The organism is Cupriavidus sp. KK10 (assembly GCF_018223725.1).
Lineage (GTDB): Bacteria > Pseudomonadota > Gammaproteobacteria > Burkholderiales > Burkholderiaceae > Cupriavidus > Cupriavidus necator.
Genome location: NZ_CP073677.1, coordinates 5,501,782 through 5,521,282, shown reverse-complemented (window position 1 = coordinate 5,521,282; position 19,501 = coordinate 5,501,782). Strand labels below are relative to the sequence as shown.

The following is a 19,501-nucleotide window of genomic DNA, read 5'->3' as shown; positions in this document are numbered from 1 at the left end:
CAGGAGCCCCCAAATGCAATACCGATTCTGCCCGCAGTGCGGCGCGCCGCTGGAGGTGCTGCCGCTGTCCGGGCGCGAACGCCACGCCTGCGTGCAGCAGGACTGTGGCTTCGTGCACTGGAACAACCCGCTGCCGGTGCTGGCGGCGGTGGTGGAGTATCAGGACAAGCTGCTGCTGGCGCGCAATGCCGCCTGGCCGGAGACCATGTTCGCGCTGGTGACGGGCTTCCTGGAGCGCGACGAGCCGCCCGAGCTGGGCGTGGCGCGCGAACTGAAGGAAGAGACCAACCTCGATACCGAGTCGGTGTCGCTGATCGGCGTCTACGAGTTCATGCGCAAGAACGAGCTGATCATCGCCTACCACGTCAAGGCGACCGGCACCGTGGCGCTGTCCGAGGAGCTGGCCGACTACAAGCTGGTGGCGCCGGAGGATGTGCGCGTCTGGTCGGCCGGCACCGGCTTCGCGGTGGCCGACTGGCTGGCCGCGCGCGGCTATCCGGTGCGCTTCTTCGACCGCCAGACCGGCGCCGACATTCCCGACCCGCGCCGCCCGCACGACTTCAGCCTGGTCGGGGGTTCGCTACAATACCGGTGGTGAGGCTGGCCTCCGGCCAGCCGCCCAGCCCCCAGAATCGAAGGAAGAGACGAATGGAGTTCCAGAAAGAAGTGGATGCGCGCGGCCTGAACTGCCCGCTGCCGATCCTGCGCACCAAGAAGGCCCTGGCCGACATGGCCAGCGGCGACGTGCTCAAGGTGCTGGCCACCGATCCCGGCGCCACGCGCGATTTCCAGGCCTTTGCCAAGCAGACCGGCAATGAGCTGCTGTCGCACTCGGAAGTGGACAAGGTGTTTGTGTTCTACATGCGCCGCCGCTGACCGGCATACGGCTCCCGCACCTGGCGGGACTGCACAAGGAAAAAGCCGCTCGAAAGCGGCTTTTTTCTTGTTTGCAGGGCCAGCGCGATCAGCTGCCGATGCCGGTCAGGTGCTCGCGCGATTCCAGGTAGGCGCTGAAGTCAGCCCCGACTTCCGGGTGCTTCAAGGCAAATTCAACGGTCGCCTTCAAGTAGCCCAGCTTGCTGCCGCAGTCATAGCGGCGGCCCTGGTAGCGGTAGGCCAGCACCTGCTCCTGACCCAGCAGCGACTGGATCGCGTCGGTCAGCTGCAGCTCGCCGCCGGCGCCCGGCTTCAGGTCACGCAGGTGTTCGAAGATGCGCGGGGTCAGGATGTAGCGGCCAACCACGCCCAGGTTGGACGGGGCATCTTCCGGTGCCGGCTTCTCGATGATGCCCGAGACCTTGATCACGTCCGCATCCCACTCGCGGCCGTCGATCACGCCGTAGGAGCGGCTTTGCTCCGGCGTGATCTCCTCGACGCCCAGCACCGAGCAGTTGTAGTGGTTGAAGGTATCCACCATCTGCTTCATCACCGGCGGGTTGCCGTCGATCAGGTCATCGGCCAGCATCACCGCGAACGGGGTGTCGCCGACCAGCTTAGCCGCGCACAGCACCGCATGGCCCAGGCCCAGCGCTTCGGGCTGGCGCACGTAGAAGCACTCGACGTTGGCGGGCTTGATCGAGCGCACCACGTCCAGCAGCGCCTGCTTGTTCTTGGCCTCAAGCTCCACTTCCAGCTCGTAGGCCTTGTCGAAATGGTCCTCGATGGCGCGCTTGGAGCGGCCGGTGACAAAGATCATCTCGGTAATGCCGGCGGCCATGGCTTCTTCCACGGCGTACTGGATCAGCGGCTTGTCCACCACCGGAAGCATTTCCTTGGGGCTGGCCTTGGTGGCCGGCAGGAAGCGAGTGCCCAGGCCCGCAACCGGGAACACAGCCTTGGTGACGCGATTTTCCATATCAGGTGTACCTCTCAGATTCCAGTCCATAACCCTGCCAGCCATTGCGGGCGCCGTCTGTCCGGTTCTGTCTGACGAAGCCGGACAGAACCCCCGGCAGGCAGGGGCGTGAATGCGGCCGCCGTGCCGTCAGGCCGGCAGCCGCTGCAGCTGGCCCTGCAGCTTGGCCAGCGTCTGCTCGAAATCAGCCAGGCGCTGCGTCTCTTGCGCCACCACGGCAGGCGGTGCCTTGGCGACAAAGCTCTCGTTGGACAGCTTGGCGCGGCACTTGCCGATTTCGCCACCGATGCGCTCGACTTCCTTCGACAGGCGCACGCGCTCGGCGGCGGCATCGATCTCGATCTTCAGCAGCAGGTGGTTGCCCCCGGCAATGGCGACCGGCGCGCCGGCGCCTTCAGCCTGCAGGGCAGCTTCATCTTCGAAGACGCGCACCTCGGAAAGTTTCGCCAGTGCCTGGATATGTGCGCTAGCCGCCTTCAGGAAGGCGCTGTCGCCCTCGGCATAGAGCGGGATGCGCTGGGCCGGCGAGATGTTCATCTCGCCGCGCAGGTTGCGGCAGGCATCGATCACTTCCTTCAGGCGCGCAACCCATTGCTCGGCTTGCTCGTCGATCTTGGCGACCGCCGGCAGCGGGTAGGGCTGCAGCGCAATGGTTTCGGAGCCATCACCCTTGGCGCGGCCGGCCAGCGGGGCCACCTTCTGCCACAGCTCTTCGGTGATGAACGGGATGATCGGATGCGCCAGGCGCAGCACGGTCTCGAGCACGCGCAGCAGCGTGCGCCGCGTGGCGCGCTGCTGGGCCTCGGTGCCGTTCTGGATCTGCACCTTGGCCAGCTCCAGGTACCAGTCGCAGTATTCGTCCCAGACGAACTTGTAGATCGCGTTGGCGATATTGTCGAAGCGGTATTCGGCAAAGCCCTTCTCGACCTCGGCTTCCACGCGCTGCAGCAGCGACACGATCCAGCGGTCGGCCTGCGAGAAATCCAGGTAGCCGTCCGGGCCGCAGTCGTGGTTGCACGGGCCCATGCCGCAGTCATGGCCCTCGGTGTTCATCAGCACGAAGCGGGTCGCGTTCCACAGCTTGTTGCAGAAGTTGCGGTAGCCCTCGCAGCGGCCGGTATCGAAGTTGACGTTGCGGCCCAGCGTGGCCAGCGACGCGAAGGTGAAGCGCAGCGCGTCGGCGCCGAAGGCGGGAATGCCCTCGGGGAATTCCTTTTTCGTCTTCTTCTCGATCTTGGGCGCGTCCTTGGGGCGGCGCAGGCCGGTGGTGCGCTTCTGCAGCAGCGTGTCGAGGTCGATGCCGTCGATCAGGTCCACCGGGTCCAGCGTGTTGCCCTCGGACTTGCTCATCTTCTTGCCTTCCGAATCGCGCACCAGGCCGTGCACGTAGACGGTATGGAAGGGCACCTTGCCGATGAAGTGCTTGGTCATCATGACCATGCGCGCCACCCAGAAGAAGATGATGTCGTAGCCGGTCACCAGCACCGACGACGGCAGGAAGTGATGCATCTCGGGCGTTTCTCCCGGCCAGCCCAGCGAGGAGAACGGCACCAGCGCCGACGAGAACCAGGTGTCGAGCACGTCTTCCTCGCGGCGCAGGCTGCCGGTGCTGCCGGCGGCCCTTGCCTTGGCCAGCGCTTCGTCTTCGGTGCGGCCGACAAAGCAGTTGCCGGCATCGTCGTACCACGCCGGGATCTGGTGGCCCCACCACAGCTGGCGCGAGATGCACCAGTCCTGGATATTTCCCAGCCACTGGTTGTAGGTGCTGATCCAGTTTTCCGGCACCAGCTTGATCTCGCCGCTCTGCACGGCTTCCAGCGCCACCTCGGCGATCGAGCGGCCCGGGTAGAAGGTGCCTTCCGGCGCCGGCTTGCTCATGGCGACGAACCACTGGTCGGTCAGCATCGGCTCGATCGCGCTGCCGGTGCGCTCGCTGCGCGGGGTCATCAGCTTGTGCTTCTTGACCTCGGCCAGCAGGCCGCGCTTGTCCAGGTCCTCGACGATGGCCTTGCGCGCGTCGAAGCGGTCCAGGCCGGCGTAGGCGGCGGGGGCGTCGGCAACGATCTTCGCGTCCAGCGTCAGGATCGACAGCTGCGGCAGGTTGTGGCGCTGGCCCACCGCATAGTCGTTGAAGTCATGGCCCGGGGTCACCTTGACCACGCCGGTGCCGAACTCGCGGTCGACGTATTCGTCGGCAATCACCGGGATCTGGCGCTCGGTCAGCGGCAGATGCACGAACTTGCCGATCAGGTGCGCATAGCGCTCGTCTTCCGGGTGGACCATCACGGCCACGTCGCCCAGCATGGTTTCGGGGCGGGTGGTGGCCACGGTCAGGTGGGTCAGGCCGCCCTTGGTGTCAGCCTCGACCAGCGGATAGTGGATATGCCACAGCGAGCCTTCTTCCTCGACGCTGTCGACCTCCAGGTCCGACACCGCGGTGCCCAGCACCGGGTCCCAGTTGACCAGGCGCTTGCCGCGGTAGATCAGGCCCTGTTCGTGCAGACGCACGAAGGCTTCGGTGACCGCCTTCGACATCTCGGGCGACATCGTGAAGTACTCGCGGCTCCAGTCGATCGAAGCGCCCATGCGCCGCACCTGGCGGGTGATGGTCGAGCCCGACTCTTCCTTCCAGGCCCAGACCTTCTCGGTGAATTTCTCGCGACCCAGCTCATGGCGCGACACGCCCTGCGACTCGAGCTGGCGCTCCACCACGATCTGGGTGGCGATGCCGGCGTGGTCGGTGCCCGGCACCCACAGCGTATTGGCGCCGCTCATGCGCGCATGGCGCGCCAGGCCATCCATGATGGTCTGGTTGAACGCGTGGCCCATATGCAGCGTGCCGGTCACATTGGGCGGCGGCAGCTGGATCGCAAAGTCCGGGCGGGCAGGGTCGAAGGTCGGCTGGGCGATGCCGCGCTTCTCCCACTCGGGGCCCCATTTCGCCTCGATGGCGGCGGGTTCGAAGCTTTTGGCGAGGGACTGGTCTTGGGCGGTCATGCTGGGATGTGGATATTGGCGTCGGGGGTCGTCGCAGGGTGCTTCGGCCTGCGCCTGGCGCGGCGGCGGCCGTCGGCGGCCGGCATTGCGCCAGTAAAACGTTAAATTATACGGGGGTGGCAGGCTGGTGCCTATTTCCTGGCCATCCGGCCCCGCCGGATGTGACTTGCGCGACAGGGCCCGCCGGTATAATTGCCGTCAATCCACAAGGCTCATCCGATGTCCGACCTGCTTGCCAACCTGAACGCCGAACAACTAGCCGCCGTCACCCTGCCTGACGAGCCGGCGCTGATCCTGGCGGGCGCGGGCAGCGGCAAGACCCGCGTGCTGACCACGCGCATCGCCTGGCTGATCCAGAACGGCCGGGTCTCACCGGCGGGCATCCTGGCGGTGACCTTTACCAACAAGGCCGCCAAGGAAATGCAGACGCGGCTGTCGTCGATGCTGCCGATCAACACCCGCGGCATGTGGATCGGCACCTTCCACGGCCTGTGCAACCGCATGCTGCGCGCGCATTTCCGCGACGCCGGCCTGCCCCAGACCTTTGCCATCCTGGACAGCCAGGACCAGCTTTCGGCGCTCAAGCGGCTGCTCAAGTCGCTCAACGTCGACGATGAGAAGTACCCGGCCAAGAACCTGCAGTACTTCATCAACAATGCCAAGGAGCAGGGCCTGCGCCCGGCCGACGTCGAGGCCAACGACGACTTCAACAAGCGCTTTGTCGACCTCTATGCGGCCTACGACCTGCAGTGCCAGCGCGAGGGCGTGGTCGACTTTGCCGAGCTGCTGCTGCGCTGCTACGAGCTGCTGCGCTACAACGACGCCATCCGCCAGCACTACCAGCACCGCTTCCGCCACGTGCTGGTCGACGAGTTCCAGGACACCAACGTGCTGCAGTACCAGTGGCTCAAGCTGCTGGCCGGCTACGGCACGCTGAACCCGGCCGCAGTCTTTGCCGTCGGCGACGACGACCAGAGCATCTATGCGTTCCGCGGCGCCAACGTCGGCAATATGCGCGACTTCGAGCACGAGTTCCGCGTGCGCCGGCTGATCAAGCTGGAGCAGAACTACCGCTCGCACGGGCATATCCTGGATTCGGCCAACCACCTGATCTCGCACAACGCGCGCCGCCTGGGCAAGAACCTGCGCACCGACGCCGGCCATGGCGAGCCGGTGCGGGTGTTCCAGGGCGGCTCTGACGGCCAGGAAGCCGCCTGGATCATCGAGGAGATCCGCGACCAGATCGCGCAGGGCGCCAGCCGCGCCGAGATCGCCATCCTGTACCGCAGCAACGCGCAGTCGCGCGTGATCGAACATGCGCTGTTCTCGGCCGGCATCGCGTACCGCGTCTATGGCGGCCTGCGCTTCTTTGAGCGCGCCGAAATCAAGCACGCGCTGGCCTACATGCAGCTGCTGGAGAATCCGCGCAACGATGCCGCCTTTGGCCGCGTGGTCAACTTCCCGGCGCGCGGCATCGGCGCGCGCTCGCTGGAAGTGCTGCAGGACATGGCGCGCCAGTACGACTGCGCGCTGGCCGAGGCGGTGGCCTACGTGCCCGGCGCGGCCGGCAGCAAGCTGGCGGCCTTTACGCGCCTGGTCGAGAAGATGCGCGACGATACCCGCCGCATGACGTTGGCCGAGACCGTCGAGTACGTGATCAACCACAGCGGCCTGATCACCCACTACCAGGGCGAGAAGGAAGGCCAGGACCGCATCGAGAACTTGCAGGAACTGGTGACCGCCGCGCAGGCCTTCGTGGTCGAGGAAGGCTACGGCCTGGAAGCGCTGGCCGCGGTGATTCCGGTTGACCGCAGCCCCGCCGCCCCGGCACTGGCCGACGGCGACCAGGCCCAGCAGGTGCTGGATCCGGAAGCGCTGCCGGTGGTGATGACGCCGCTGGTCGCGTTCCTGACCCATGCCTCGCTGGAAGCCGGCGACAACCAGGCCCAGGCCGGCCAGGACGCGGTGCAGATGATGACCGTGCACGCGGCCAAGGGGCTGGAATTCGACGTGGTCTTCATCACCGGGATGGAAGAGGGCCTGTTCCCGCACGAGAACAGCATGATGGACCCGGACGGCGTGGAAGAAGAGCGCCGCCTGATGTACGTGGCGATCACGCGTGCGCGCAAGCGGCTCTACATGTCGTTCGCGCAAAGCCGCATGCTGCACGGCCAGACCCGCTACCACGTGCGCTCACGCTTCTTCGAGGAACTGCCCGAGGCCTCGCTCAAGTGGCTGACGCCGCCGGCGCAGGGCTACGGCGGCGTGCGCCGCCAGGAGCGCGACAGCGCCTGGGGCCGCGACTGGTTCCGCAAGCCCGAGGACGTGCCCTATACCGGCACGCGCCCCACCGGCGGCATGGACAACGGCAATGGCTATGCCGATGCCAAGCGCGAGGCCGGCACCGGCTTCCGGGTGGGGCAGTCGGTGTTCCACAACAAGTTTGGCGAAGGCGTGATCACCGCGCTGGAAGGCGAAGGCACGGACGCACGCGCCAATATCAACTTCAAGCGCAACGGCGCCAAGTGGCTGGCGCTGTCGGTGGCGAAGCTGGACGCGATCGACTGAGCGGGTCCGGCTTCGCTGCGCGCCATGCCGCGCCCCGGGCGGCTCAGGGCAGGGCGTGGCGGACCTCGCCAGCCTTTTCGTCGGGGCTGTCCACCGTCAGCAGCGGATTGATGAACAGCGAGGCCAGCGCGCCAACCCCGAGCAGCGCCGCCGAGATCATGAACGGCAGGTCATAGCTGCCGGTCCGCTCGATCAGGTAGCCGAATACCACCGGCGACACCATGCCGGCTACGCCGAAGCCGGTGTTCATCATGCCGCCCGCGGTGCCGGCGTACTTGCCGGCGATGTCCAGCGGCAGGCTCCACAGCACCGCGTTGGTCAGCTCCAGGAAGAAGAACGACAGCGACAGCAGGATCACGGCGTTGACGGCATCGCCCGTAGAGGTCATCGGCACGATGAACATCAGCGAGCCGGCCAGCCCCACGAACAGGATCGAACCGCGCGCCAGGCGCAGGTTGCCGGTGCGCCGGTAGATGCGGTCCGACAGCACGCCGCCGAGCGTGTCTCCGACCACGCCCGCCATCAGTGGCAATGCCGTGAACAAGGCCAGCTGCTTCAGGTCGAAGCCGCGCGCCTCCTTCAGGTACGAGGGCAACCACGTCAGGTAGACCCACAGCGACCAGCCGTAGCAGAAGTCGACGAAGGTCACCAGCCACATGCGCCGGAACAGGCGCCGCCACGGCGTGGCCACCTTGGCTGCCTGCTGGCTATCGCCGCGCCGGTAGCCGATTTCCTGCAGCTCCTGCGCCGTCACGCGGCGGTGTTTGTCGGGCGAATCCTTGAAAAAGAAGGCGTACAGCAAGGTCCAGCCGAGGCTGACCGCGCCCAGCACGATGAAGGCTTCGCGCCAGCCGGCGGCGGCCACGATGACCAGCACGATCGGCGGCGTGATCGCACCGCCCAGCCGCGCGAAGCTGTGGGTGATGCCCTGCGCGAAACCGCGCTCCGCCACCGGCATCCAGTAGGTGAAGGCGCGCGTCGCGGTCGGGAATGCACCGCCTTCGCCGATTCCCAGCACGAAGCGCAACACCACCAGCATCAGCACGCTGCCCGCGAAGCCGGTCAGCACGGTGGCCACGCCCCAGATCAGTGACAGCACGATCAGCACCTTCTTGGGCCCGAACTTGTCGGCCATCCAGCCGCCGAGGATCTGCATGGCGGCATAGGGGTAGGCAAAGGCCGAGAACACCAGCCCCAGCTGCGATGTGGTCAGCCCCATTTCCTCGCGGATCAGGGGGGCGGCGACCGAGATGTTGACGCGGTCGATATAGGCGATGAAATACATCAGGCACATGACGCCCAGGATCATGTGCCGGGTCTTGATGCGTTGCTTCATAACCACCTCCTATGCGCGGCGCGCGCGTGGTGTTGACGGGGCGGCGGCCGGCGCACGGTCCGTAGCCATGCGCTTGCGGCGCGCCGGGGGCGCGGCGCCGGCCGCGCTGCCCCGTCCTTGAGCAATCTGTCTGCAGTCTTGAGTCGTGTCTCCTGGTCTGGTGGATTCTGGTCGGGCAGGCTCCTTGGCTAGGGTTGTGGAAAGGGAGGGAAGGTTCAGACGTGGTCGAGCAGCTTCAGCCGCTGCACCTTGCCGGACGGGCCGCGCGGCAGCTCGGCGATAAAGCGGAACTCCTTCGGCGTCTTGTAGCGGCCCAGCTCGCGCAGGCAATGCGCGCGCAGCGCCGCGTCGTCGCAGTGCGCGGCCTCGCGCATGACCACGTAGGCGACGATCTCCTGCCCGTAGGCCGGGTCCGGCACGCCGACCGCCGCGGCTTCGAGCACGGCCGGATGGCGCAGCAGCGCCTCGTCGATCTCGCGCGGGGCGATGTTCTCGCCGCCCTTGATGATCAGTTCCTTGGCGCGCCCGGTGATGTAGAAATAGCCATCGGCGTCGCGGTAGCCGAGGTCGCCCGTGCGCAGCCAGCCGTCGTGCGTAAAGGCCTCGCGCGTGATGTCCGGCGCCTTGTAGTAGCCCGCCATCACGCTCTCGCCCTGCAGCACGATCTCGCCGACCTGTCCGTCAGGCACCGGCTTGCCGTCGCGACCGAGCACGCGTGCGCGCGTGCCAGAAGGCTGGCCGATGCTGCCGATGCGCCGCCGGCCCGGGTCGAGCGGATTGCTGAACGCCGGTGCGGCAGTCTCGGTCATGCCCATGGTCTCGATCACGCCGATGCCGAAGCGCGCCTCGAAGGCGCGGTGATGCTCGGGCGGCAGCGCCGCCGAGGCCGAGCGGCAGAAGCGCACGCCGGCCGGGGCCTGGCCGTGCGGATCGTTCAGCAGGTAGGCGATGATGGTCGGCACCACGTTCAGCCAGGTGCAGCGGTGGCGCGCGCTGTCCTGCCAGAACGCGCCGGCGGAAAAGCGCATCGGCATCACCACCGAGCCGCTATGCACCAGCGGCGCGATCGCGGTCACGACCAGGCCATTGATGTGGTACAGCGGCAGCGTCGCCAGCACCCGGTCGGCCGGCCCGAGGCAGTGCTCGCGGCTGACGTTGGCGCCATTGGCCATCAGGTTGCGCTGCGTCAGCAGCACGCCTTTGGGCGTGCCGGTGGTGCCGGACGTGTACATGAGCAGCGCGGGCGCGTCCGGCTGGGGTGGGGGCAGTGGCGACGCAGCGTCATGCGTGGCGGGCAGTGCCGGCAGGCTGTTGGCGTCGGGCGCGGTGACGATCACCGGCACGTCCAGCCCGGTCTCGCGCAGGGCCTCGCGGATGGCGGCTTCTCCGTCGGGCCAGGTGAAGACCAGCCGGGTATCCGAATGCGCAAGGATGTAGCGCAGCTGCGCTGGCTGGCACAGCAGGTTGATCGGGTTGACGACCAGCCCGCTAGCCATGGTGCCGAGCAGGAGCCGCGCGGTCTGCTCGCCGTTGGGCAGATACACCGACACCGTCTGCCCGCTGCCCAGGCCGGCTGCCGCATAGCGGCGGCCGAGCATGCCGGCGTCGGCCGCCAGCGCGCCGAACGTGAGCGCATGGCCACTGTCCGGGGACAACAGGTAGGGCTTGTCGGGCCACTGCGCGGCACGCACGGCCATCAGCGCGGCAAGCGTGTCGAACACTTCGGGTTCCGTGCGCGCGTTCATTTGCCGACCCTCGCGAAGTAATCGCCCAGCAGGTCCGCTTCATCGGGCACGTGCTCGGCGATGGGCACGGCGATGCGGGTGATGTTCAGGAATTGGCGCCAGCCGAGGTTGTCCGAGAAGTTGTTGCCGCCCCAGGTGCCGCAGCCCATCGACAGCGAGAACGGCAGGCCGTTGTCGAAATTCCCGCCGGTGGCGAAGCAATGCGCCTGGTTCACGATCACGCGCGCCACCGGCAGTTCCTGCCCGAGCTGCAGCGCATGACGCGGGTTGGACGAATGCAGGCTGACCGAATGCCCGGCGCCCATATAGGCGTACAGGCTCGCCACGCGCTCGACCGCCGCCGCGAAGTCGGCGGCGCGGTAGAGCGTCAGCACGGGCGAGAGCTTTTCGCCAGAGAAGGGGTAGTCGCTGCCGACGCCGGCTTCTTCCACCAGCAGCATCGCGGGCTGCAGCGCGCGCACGCGTTCCAGCCCGGCGAGTTCGGCAATGCGGGCCGCGCTCTGTCCCGTGAAGGTGCCGGCGAGCTTGCCGTCGCGCCACATCAGCGCCTGCAGCCGCGCTTTCTCCGAAGCCGTGAGCAGCACGCCGCCGACCGCCGCCAGGGCGTCGAGCATGGGCGTGTAGACGGCGTCGAGCACGACCAGGCTGTTCTCCGACGAGCAACTGGTGGCGTTGTCGAAGGTCTTGGAGCGCACCACCTTGGCGGCCGCGTCATCCAGCGCGGCGCTGGCGTCGATGATCGATGCCACATTGCCGGCGCCCACGCCGAAAGCCGGCGTGCCGCAAGTGTAGGCCATGCGCACGTTGGCCTGCGAGCCGGTCGCGACCACCAGGTCAGCCTGCCGCATGAGCTCTGCCGTCGCGGCCTTCGAGACCGGCGCGGGCAGCATCTGGACTAGGTCGGCGGGCAGGCCGGCGCGGGCAAGCTCGGCGTGGATGAACGACAGCAGCAGCGCGCAGGTGTCCTGCCCCTTCGGCGACGGCGCCACGATCACGCTGTTGCCGCACTTGAGCGCGTTGATGATCTTGTTGGCCGGCGTGGCCGCGGGATTGGTCGACGGGGTGATGGCCGCCACCACGCCCACGGGCCGCGCGATCTCGGTAATGCCGGCTGCCGCATCCTGTGCGATCACGCCTACCGTCTTGCGGCCATGCAGGTCGCGCAGCAGGCCCAGCGTCTTGCGGTGGTTCTTGCGGATCTTGTCGTCGACATTGCCCAGGCCGGTGTCGGCGACGGCACGCTCGGCCAGCTGGCGGTTGCGCGCGGGCTCCATGATGGCCCACGCCGCAGCGGCGACTGCCGTGTCGACGGTGGCCTGGTCGGCACGCGCGAACTCGCGCTGCGCCTGCCTGGCCCGGGCCACGACCGCAGCGACGGCTTCGGCCGCGGCTTGCGCTGGCTGCGTGGGCAGGGATGCCGTCGGTAGGGGCAAATCGGAATTGTTGGACTGCCGGCGATGCAGTATTTGCACACTCATGGATTCGACTCCGCGGTTTGGACGGTTAGGGCCACCGCGCTTTGTCGTGCACTTCGCGGCACCATCGGCGGCCCTGGATCGAATCTAGTGAAGCGGGGTAGACAGGCCGTCCCAATTTGTGCGCTTTCGCGAGTGCGCAGCTGGGGTGCGATCCAGAATTCAATTTTCGGGACGGCCATGCGTCCCGGAATCCTTTAAATTTGATCCATGAGCAATCACTCGAATGCCGCCGCGGTGCGCGCCTTCCGCATTCTCGAGATCCTGTCCGCGGCCGACGGACCCCTGTCGCTGGCGGCCATCGTGCAGGCGATCGAGTTGCCGAAGCAGACCGTCCACCGCATCCTCAAGCAGCTGGAAAGCACGTGGCTGGTGTCGCGCACGGCTGGCAACCGCCACTACGAGTGCTCATCGCGCGTGCGGCAGCTGGCCGTCAATGTGCTGATGCAGGCAGGTCCGGCGGCGGCGCGCCATGCGATCCTGCAGCAACTGGTCGACAAGATTGGTGAGACCTGCAACCTGACCATGCTGTCCGGTGACGACGTGGTCTACCTGGACCGCGTGGAAACGCAATGGCCGCTGCGCATGCACCTGCAGCCGGGCTCGCGGGTGCCGCTGCACTGCACCGCCAGCGGCAAGCTGCTGCTGGCGTTCCTGCCGAGCGCGCAGCGCCAGCGCCTGGTTGCCAGCCTGCCGCTGCGCGCGCACTCGGCGCACACCATCACCAATGCCGAGGCCTTGCACGCGGAACTGGCCGAGACGCGGCAGCGGCGCCTGGGGGTCAACAATCAGGAAAACCTGGAAGGCATGATCGCGGTCGCGGTGCCGGTGATGCGCAACCGGACCCGCGCCTGCGCGGCGATTGCCGTGCAGGTGCCAATGGCGCGCATGACGATGGACCAGCTGATGGGATTCGTGCCGGACCTGCGCCTGGCAGCGGACGAGATGGTGAAGACGTTCTGCGAATAGCCCGTGACGCGAGAGGCAAGCGCGGGCCTTGATCGATTGAGGCAAAAAAACCGGCACGCTGCCGGTTTTTTTGCCTGTTCAAGCGCCCGGCGCTGCCGGCGCGGCCGGGTCCACCCCCGGCGGCGTCACGTTGAAGCAGCCCCGGTACGTCGCATAGAACGAGCAGTACAGGATCGCCAGCATCAGCAGCGAATACGGCGTGACCAGGAACGACAGCACCGTCTCCGCGCCGAAGGCGCTGAACACCGCCTCCAGGAAGAACGGGATCGCCACCAGCAGCATCGCGAACAGCACCGCGTAGGTGAAGAACGCGCCGCGGTTGCGCCAGCACGCGGTCCAGCTGAAGAACAGCGCCTTGACCGGCGACACGCCGTGCCAGGCCGCCAGCAGCGGCGCGAACCAGAACATCATCGCGATCGGCGTGTACAGCAGCGCGCCGATCAGCATGGCGTAGTAGAGCTGGCGCACCGCTTCGGCGGTCGGCGCTTCTTCCTTCAGCACGATCGGCACCAGCGCGCTCATGTCGACCACCGAGCCGGCGATCAGCCCCAGCACGAACACCAGCCCGGCGTAGATGCCGCCCAGTACCAGCAGGTTGCGCGTGGCTTCCTTGCCGTTGGCGCGGAAACCCGCCAGCAGCACGGTGGGCATCACCCGCTTGTTCTGGATCACGTCGCGGCATGCGGTCATCACGCCGACCGACAGGCCGGGGGTGACCACCAGCAGCGCGATGATGCCGATCAGCGGCACCACGATGGCCAGCTGCGCGGCGATCAGGTAGACGAACAGCAGCATCAGGAAGGTCAGCGGGTTCTTGCGGAACAGCCAGATGCCCTGGCGGAACCAGGTGTAACCTTCCTTGGCAGGGACTTCCAGTAGTTGCATACGGATCAGATCCAGGGGAGCGGGGCGCTTGCAGGGTCCGCGCCGATGCGCCGGCGCAGGATGCGTTCGAAATGGGTTGGGTCGTGCGGTTGCAGCATGTCGGCCTCGCGCGGCAGGTAGAAGTCCCACAGTCGCGACACCCAGAAGCGCAGCGCACCCGCGCGCAGCATGTCCTGCCAGTGCGCGGCCTCGGTGGCGGTCAGCGGCCTCACGGCATGATAAGCCCGCAGCAGGGCCTGCGTGCGCGCGGGGTCGAGTTCGCCGCTGGCCAGGTCGATGCACCAGTCGTTGACGGTGACCGCCACATCGAACAGCCACTTGTCGTTGCCGGCGAAGTAGAAGTCGAAAAAGCCGCCCAGGCGGTGGCGTCCGCTGCCGTCTTCCTCGAACAGCGCGTTGTCGCGGAACAGGTCGCAGTGGCACGGGCCTGCGCCCAGGCCGGCGTAGTCCGCGCTGGCGAAGAAGGCGGCCTGGTGGGCGATCTCCTGCTGCAGCAGCCCGCGCTGGCCGGCATCCAGGAAGGGCAGGATCTCAGGCTCGGTCTGTTGCCACCAGGGCAGGCTGCGCAGGTTGGGCTGCTGGCGCGCATAGTCCTGGCCGGCCAGGTGCATGCGTGCCAGCATGTCGCCCACTTCAGCGCAGTGCTGCGCGTCGGGCGCCAGCTGCGACGCCCCGGGCAGGCGCGTGACGATGGTGGCAGGCTTGCCCTTGAGCGGGCGCAGGATCTCGCCGTCGCGCGCCGGGATCGGCGCGGGCACGCGGATGCCGCGCTCGGCCAGGTGCGCCATCAGGTGCAGGTAGTAGGGCAGCTGCGCGAACGTGAGCCGCTCGAAAATGGTCAGCACGTACTGGCGCGTCTGGCCATCGTGCTCCATGGTGAGGAAGAAATTGCTGTTCTCGATGCCCGAGGCGATGCCGCGCAGCTCGCGCACTTCGCCAAGGTTGAAATCCAGCAGCCAGTGGGCGATCTCGTCCTGCGAGACCGTGGTGAATACGGCCATACTCGTTGTGTGAAGCGAATCGGAAAGCGGCGGGCACCAGTTTCGGACAAAGTCCGGGCCGCCGCCGCGGCATGACACTGCCGGAGGGCCGGCGCGGCCTGGGGCTTACGCCAGGCCGTGGGCAAGCGAGGTCAGAACTTCAGGTTGACCGAAGGCACGCGGTTGACATCGTGCTCGCGGATCTTGGGCGAGCTGTCTTCCGGCTTGCTCATCTCGTACTTGGTGCCGAAACCCGATTTGACCTGGATATCGGTGGCCCGTCCCTTGTCGCGGTACTCGCGCACCTGGGTGCCATCGCGTTCATTGAGCTGGAAGCTCGGCTGGCGCGGCTGGTTCAGTTGCGACTTGGCCGCCGGGGCGATCGGCTGGTTGTTGATCTGGTTCAGTTCCTGCTGCGTCAGCGCATTGCTTTCCTGCGCGACGGCCCAGCCGGAAGCCAGCGCCAGCGCGGCCGCCGCCACGGCGGCGAGGCTGGACACGGACCGCCTGGCAGGCGATTCAGGCTCGCCGGCCACGGCGGAAGACCGCGTGGGCCGGACCGAGCGGGCGGTGGAGGGGGAGGTCATCAGGTGCTCCTGTGCGGGGCTGCGGCGCAGCTTGCGCGCAGCGCCGCGGCATGCGGCGGTTGGACTGCAACCCGGCGGCGCCGGGCTTGGCAGACGGACAGGTTCCATTCTAGCAATTCCTGCCGTGCGCAGGCCGCCGCCGTGCCCCGGGGGGCACCTGCGCAACGGGCGCCGGGTGCCGGGTACGTGGCTTGGCGCCGCGCGCCTGGCGTCCCATGCCTTAGAGGTAGAACATCTCTTCCTTGGGCGGGATCGGCTTGTCGCCGCCGCGCTGCTCGTAGTAGTCGTAGACCGCTTCCAGCACTTCGTGCGGCTCGTCGACGATCTTCATCAGGTCCAGGTCGTGCTCGGCGATCAGGCCCATCGGCAGCAGCGTGAAGCGGAACCAGTCCAGCAGGCCCTTCCAGAAGCGGCTGCCGAACATGACCACCGGCACCGAGCGCGACTTGCCGGTCTGCACCAGCGTCAGCACCTCGGCCAGTTCGTCGAGCGTGCCGAAGCCGCCCGGCATCACGATGAAGGCGTCCGAATTCTTGACGAAGGTGACCTTGCGCGTGAAGAAGTGGCGAAAGCGCATGGCAATGTCCTGGTACGGATTGCCCTGCTGCTCGTGCGGCAGTTCGATGTTCAGGCCGACGCTGGCGGACTTGCCGGCGTGCGCGCCCTTGTTGGCCGCTTCCATGATGCCCGGGCCGCCGCCCGAGATCACGGCAAAGCCGGCGTCCGAAAACAGCCGGGCGATCTCGATGGTGCGCTGGTAGTACGGCGAATCCTCGCGCAGGCGCGCGCTGCCGTAGATCGACACGGCCGGGCGGATCTCGGAGAGGTACTCGGTGGCCTCGATGAACTCTGCCATAATCGTGAACATTTGCCACGAGGCGCGCGCCTTCTTTGCGGTAGCGCGGTCTTCGTCGGCCAGCGCACGCAGGCTGGGGATCATCTTGCGCGGATTGGCGCGCGCGGCCGCAGCAGCGGCCTTTTCAGCAGCAACTTCGGGCGGATGGCCCGCGGCAGCAGCATCGGCCGCCGCGGCGATGGCCGCGGCGTGCTCGGAAGCAGCCTCCGGCGGGGGTTGCACGGTATCGCCGGAAATGTCGGAAACATCCGGGTCAGCAAGGGGGGCGGTCGAGGCACCGCCTGCAGCGGCACCAGTCAATTTTGAGTCCATGGGAATGTCGGATAGTCCAAAAACACTCTTGCTCGTCGACGGATCGAGCTATCTGTATCGCGCTTATCACGCTCTGCCGGACCTGAGGAATGGGGAGGGTCTGCCCACAGGGGCAATCTACGGCATGATCAACATGCTGCGCAAGTTGCGCAACGACTACCCGGCAGAGTATAGCGCCTGCGTGTTCGATGCAAAGGGCAAGACCTTCCGCGACGACATGTATCCGGCCTACAAGGAACATCGCCCGTCGATGCCGGAAGACCTGGCGCGCCAGATCGAGCCGATCCATGAGGCCGTGCGCGCCATGGGCTGGCCGATCGTGGTGGTGGACGGCGTGGAGGCCGACGACGTGATCGGCACGCTGTCGCGCCAGGCCACGGAGCAGGGCGTGCGCACGGTGGTGTCCACCGGCGACAAGGACCTGGCGCAGCTGGTCAACGACCAGGTCACGCTGGTCAACACCATGAGCGGCGAGGTGCTCGATCCCCCTGGCGTGGTGGCCAAGTTCGGCGTGCCGCCCGAGCGCATCATCGACTACCTGTCGCTGATCGGTGATGCGGTGGACAACGTGCCGGGCGTGCCCAAGGTGGGCCCCAAGACCGCGGTCAAATGGCTGGCCGAGCATGGCTCGCTCGACGGCGTGATGGCCGCCGCTCCCGGCATCAAGGGCGTGGTGGGCGAGAACCTGCGCAATACGCTGGACTGGCTGCCGATGGCGCGCCAGCTGGTCACGGTCAAGACCGACTGCGACCTCTCCGCCGCGGTGGCGGACTTCCACGCGCTGCGCGAAATCGGCGAGGACAAGGACAAGCTGGTGGCGTTTTTCTCGCGCTACGGCTTCAAGACCTGGCTGCGCGAAGCGACCGGTGAAAGCCTGCCCGATGCCCGCGCCCAGGCCCGCGCCCGCGCGGCCGCCGCCCCCGCGCAAGGCGGCCTGTTCGATGCGCCGGCCACGGCCGGCGAAGCCGAGGCACCGGCAGCGGACGAGGCCGCGCCGACCGAGATCCGCTACCAGACGGTCAGCACCGAAGCCCAGCTGGAAGACTGGATGCGGCGCATCGAGGCCGCGCCGCTGGTGGCGATCGACACCGAGACCACCTCGCTGGACCCGATGCAGGCACAGCTGGTCGGCATCTCGCTGTCGGTCGTGGCGGGCGAGGCCTGCTATATCCCGGTGGCGCACCGTGGCCCGGACGTGGCCGGGCTGCCCGACCACGGTCAGCTGTCGCGCGAGTTCGTGCTGGAGCGCATGCGCGCATGGCTGGAAGATGCCAGCCGCCCGAAGCTGGGCCAGAACCTCAAGTACGACGTCCATGTCTTTGCCAACCATGGCGTGAAGCTGCGCGGCGTGGCGCACGACACCATGCTGCAGAGCTACGTGCTGGCCTCGCACCGCAACCATGGCATGGACAGCCTGGCCGAGCGCCTGCTGAGCCTGAAGACCATCACCTATGAAGAGGTGTGCGGCAAGGGCGCCAGCCAGATCGGCTTCGACCAGATCGACCTGGCGCGCGCCACCGAATACGCCGCCGAAGACGCTGACGTGACGCTGCGCCTGCACCGCAAGATGTTCCCGCAGGTGGAAGCCGCGGCGGGCCTGCGCCGCGTGTATGAAGAGATCGAGATGCCGGTCTCGGTGGTGCTGCAGAAGGTCGAGCGCAACGGCGTGCTGATCGATGCCGAACGCCTGGCCGCGCAGAGCGCCGAGCTGGGCCAGCGCATGCTGGCGCTGGAGCAGTCCGCGTACGAAGCCGCGGGCCAGCCGTTCAACCTGGGCTCGCCCAAGCAGATCGGCGAGATCCTGTTCAGCCAGATGAAGCTGCCGGTGGTGAAGAAGACCGCCAGCGGTGCGCCCTCGACCGACGAAGAGGTGTTGCAGAAGCTGGCCGAGGACTACCCGCTGCCCAAGCTGCTGCTGGACTACCGCGGCCTGGCCAAGCTCAAGTCCACCTATACCGACAAGCTGCCCAAGATGGTCAACCCGCAGACCGGCCGTGTGCACACCAGCTACGGCCAGGCCACCGCGGTGACCGGCCGGCTGGCGTCGACCGAGCCCAACCTGCAGAACATCCCGGTGCGCACCGAGGAAGGCCGCCGCATCCGCGAAGCCTTTATCGCCGAGCCGGGCAGCGTGATCGTCTCGGCCGACTATTCCCAGATCGAACTGCGCATCATGGCCCATATCTCGGGCGACGAGAACCTGCTGCGCGCGTTTGCCAACGGCGAGGACATCCACCGCGCCACCGCCGGCGAGATCTTCGGTGTCGAGCGCGAGGCCGTCAGCAGCGAGCAGCGCCGCTACGCCAAGGTGATCAACTTCGGCCTGATCTACGGCATGAGCGCGTTCGGCCTGGCCGGCAACCTGGGCATCGAGCGCGAGGCCGCCAAGAACTATATCGACCGCTATTTCATGCGCTATCCCGGCGTGGCCCACTACATGGAAGAGACCCGGCAGACCGCGCGCGAGCAGGGCTATGTCGAGACCGTGTTCGGCCGCCGGCTGTGGCTGCCCGACATCAACGGCGGCAGCGGCCCGCGCCGCCAGGCCGCCGAGCGCGCCGCCATCAACGCGCCGATGCAGGGCACCGCTGCCGACCTGATCAAGCTGTCGATGATCGCGGTGCAGGCCTGGCTGGAGCGCGACGGGCTGCAGACGCGACAGATCATGCAGGTGCACGATGAACTGGTGCTGGAGGTGCCGGAGCACGAACTGGAGCTGGTCAAGGTGCGGCTGCCGGAGCTGATGTGCTCGGTGGCGCAGCTGCGCGTGCCGCTGGTGGCCGAAGTGGGCAGCGGCGCCAACTGGGAAGAAGCGCACTGATGAGGCGGCCTGTCAGCCAGCCTGCGCCGCCCATGCGTTGTGGTATCGAATGAAGCGACTGCTGAGTCAGGCTTACCGGCTTGCCAGGTATGCTGCAATGCAGCAGACTGTGGCA

General features: G+C 67.3%; 14 protein-coding genes. 5 read left to right on the top strand and 9 right to left on the bottom strand.

All coding sequences use genetic code 11. The annotated features are described in order from the left end of the window. Positions 1–13 precede the first annotated feature (13 nt). Entirely contained in the window at positions 14–598 is a 585-nt protein-coding gene (locus KB879_RS25705; protein WP_013957551.1) for an NUDIX domain-containing protein, read from the top strand. 50 nt (positions 599–648) lie between these two features. Then, the gene (locus KB879_RS25700; protein WP_010813669.1) at positions 649–876 is read left to right on the top strand and encodes a sulfurtransferase TusA family protein; all 228 of its coding nucleotides are present in this window, start codon (positions 649–651) and stop codon (positions 874–876) included. Between the two features lie 88 nt (positions 877–964). On the opposite strand, the gene galU is transcribed toward KB879_RS25700, so the two are convergent. Together galU and KB879_RS25690 are read right to left on the bottom strand one after the other, a co-directional pair. After that, entirely contained in the window at positions 965–1,855 is an 891-nt protein-coding gene (gene galU / locus KB879_RS25695) for a UTP--glucose-1-phosphate uridylyltransferase GalU (protein WP_013957550.1), read from the bottom strand. 129 nt (positions 1,856–1,984) lie between these two features. Next, complete coding sequence (locus tag KB879_RS25690; RefSeq protein WP_013957549.1) at positions 1,985–4,852, bottom strand: valine--tRNA ligase; 2,868 nt, start codon at positions 4,850–4,852, stop codon at positions 1,985–1,987. A 219-nt stretch (positions 4,853–5,071) separates the two neighbouring features. Here KB879_RS25690 and KB879_RS25685 point away from each other — a divergent pair, with 219 nt between their 5' ends. Further along, positions 5,072–7,420 carry a UvrD-helicase domain-containing protein gene (locus KB879_RS25685; protein ID WP_211980035.1) on the top strand — a complete coding sequence of 783 codons (2,349 nt, stop codon included), beginning with the start codon at positions 5,072–5,074 and terminating at the stop codon, positions 7,418–7,420. A gap of 43 nt (positions 7,421–7,463) precedes the next feature. On the opposite strand, the gene KB879_RS25680 is transcribed toward KB879_RS25685, so the two are convergent. From KB879_RS25680 to KB879_RS25670, 3 genes are all read right to left on the bottom strand, one after another. Continuing rightward, entirely contained in the window at positions 7,464–8,756 is a 1,293-nt protein-coding gene (locus tag KB879_RS25680; RefSeq protein WP_013957547.1) for an MFS transporter, read from the bottom strand. A 215-nt stretch (positions 8,757–8,971) separates the two neighbouring features. Further along, positions 8,972–10,501, bottom strand: a complete 1,530-nt coding sequence (locus tag KB879_RS25675; RefSeq protein WP_211980034.1) for an acyl--CoA ligase — start codon at positions 10,499–10,501, stop codon at positions 8,972–8,974. Beyond that, a complete protein-coding gene (locus KB879_RS25670) occupies positions 10,498–11,979 on the bottom strand; it encodes an aldehyde dehydrogenase family protein (protein ID WP_211980033.1) in 1,482 nt (493 codons plus the stop codon). The genes KB879_RS25675 and KB879_RS25670 overlap by 4 nt, the downstream gene beginning before the upstream one ends. Positions 11,980–12,186: 207 nt before the next feature. On the opposite strand from KB879_RS25670, the gene KB879_RS25665 reads away from it, so the two are divergent. Beyond that, positions 12,187–12,945, top strand: coding sequence for an IclR family transcriptional regulator (locus KB879_RS25665; RefSeq protein ID WP_013957544.1), 759 nt, complete (start codon positions 12,187–12,189; stop codon positions 12,943–12,945). 78 nt (positions 12,946–13,023) lie between these two features. Here KB879_RS25665 and KB879_RS25660 read toward each other — a convergent pair whose 3' ends face one another. The 4 genes from KB879_RS25660 to KB879_RS25645 form a co-directional block, all read right to left on the bottom strand. After that, on the bottom strand, positions 13,024–13,830 hold the full coding sequence (locus KB879_RS25660) for a BPSS1780 family membrane protein (protein WP_013957543.1): 807 nt from the start codon (positions 13,828–13,830) through the stop codon (positions 13,024–13,026). Between the two features lie 5 nt (positions 13,831–13,835). Beyond that, the gene (locus KB879_RS25655) at positions 13,836–14,831 is read right to left on the bottom strand and encodes a homoserine kinase (RefSeq protein WP_013957542.1); all 996 of its coding nucleotides are present in this window, start codon (positions 14,829–14,831) and stop codon (positions 13,836–13,838) included. Positions 14,832–14,962: 131 nt separating this feature from the next. After that, entirely contained in the window at positions 14,963–15,397 is a 435-nt protein-coding gene (locus KB879_RS25650) for a membrane protein (protein ID WP_013957541.1), read from the bottom strand. Positions 15,398–15,617: 220 nt separating this feature from the next. Then, positions 15,618–16,565 carry a TIGR00730 family Rossman fold protein gene (locus KB879_RS25645; protein ID WP_228772368.1) on the bottom strand — a complete coding sequence of 316 codons (948 nt, stop codon included), beginning with the start codon at positions 16,563–16,565 and terminating at the stop codon, positions 15,618–15,620. Between the two features lie 4 nt (positions 16,566–16,569). Between KB879_RS25645 and polA the strand changes: the two genes are divergently transcribed. After that, the gene (polA, locus tag KB879_RS25640) at positions 16,570–19,386 is read left to right on the top strand and encodes a DNA polymerase I (protein WP_211980031.1); all 2,817 of its coding nucleotides are present in this window, start codon (positions 16,570–16,572) and stop codon (positions 19,384–19,386) included. Positions 19,387–19,501: the final 115 nt, after the last annotated feature.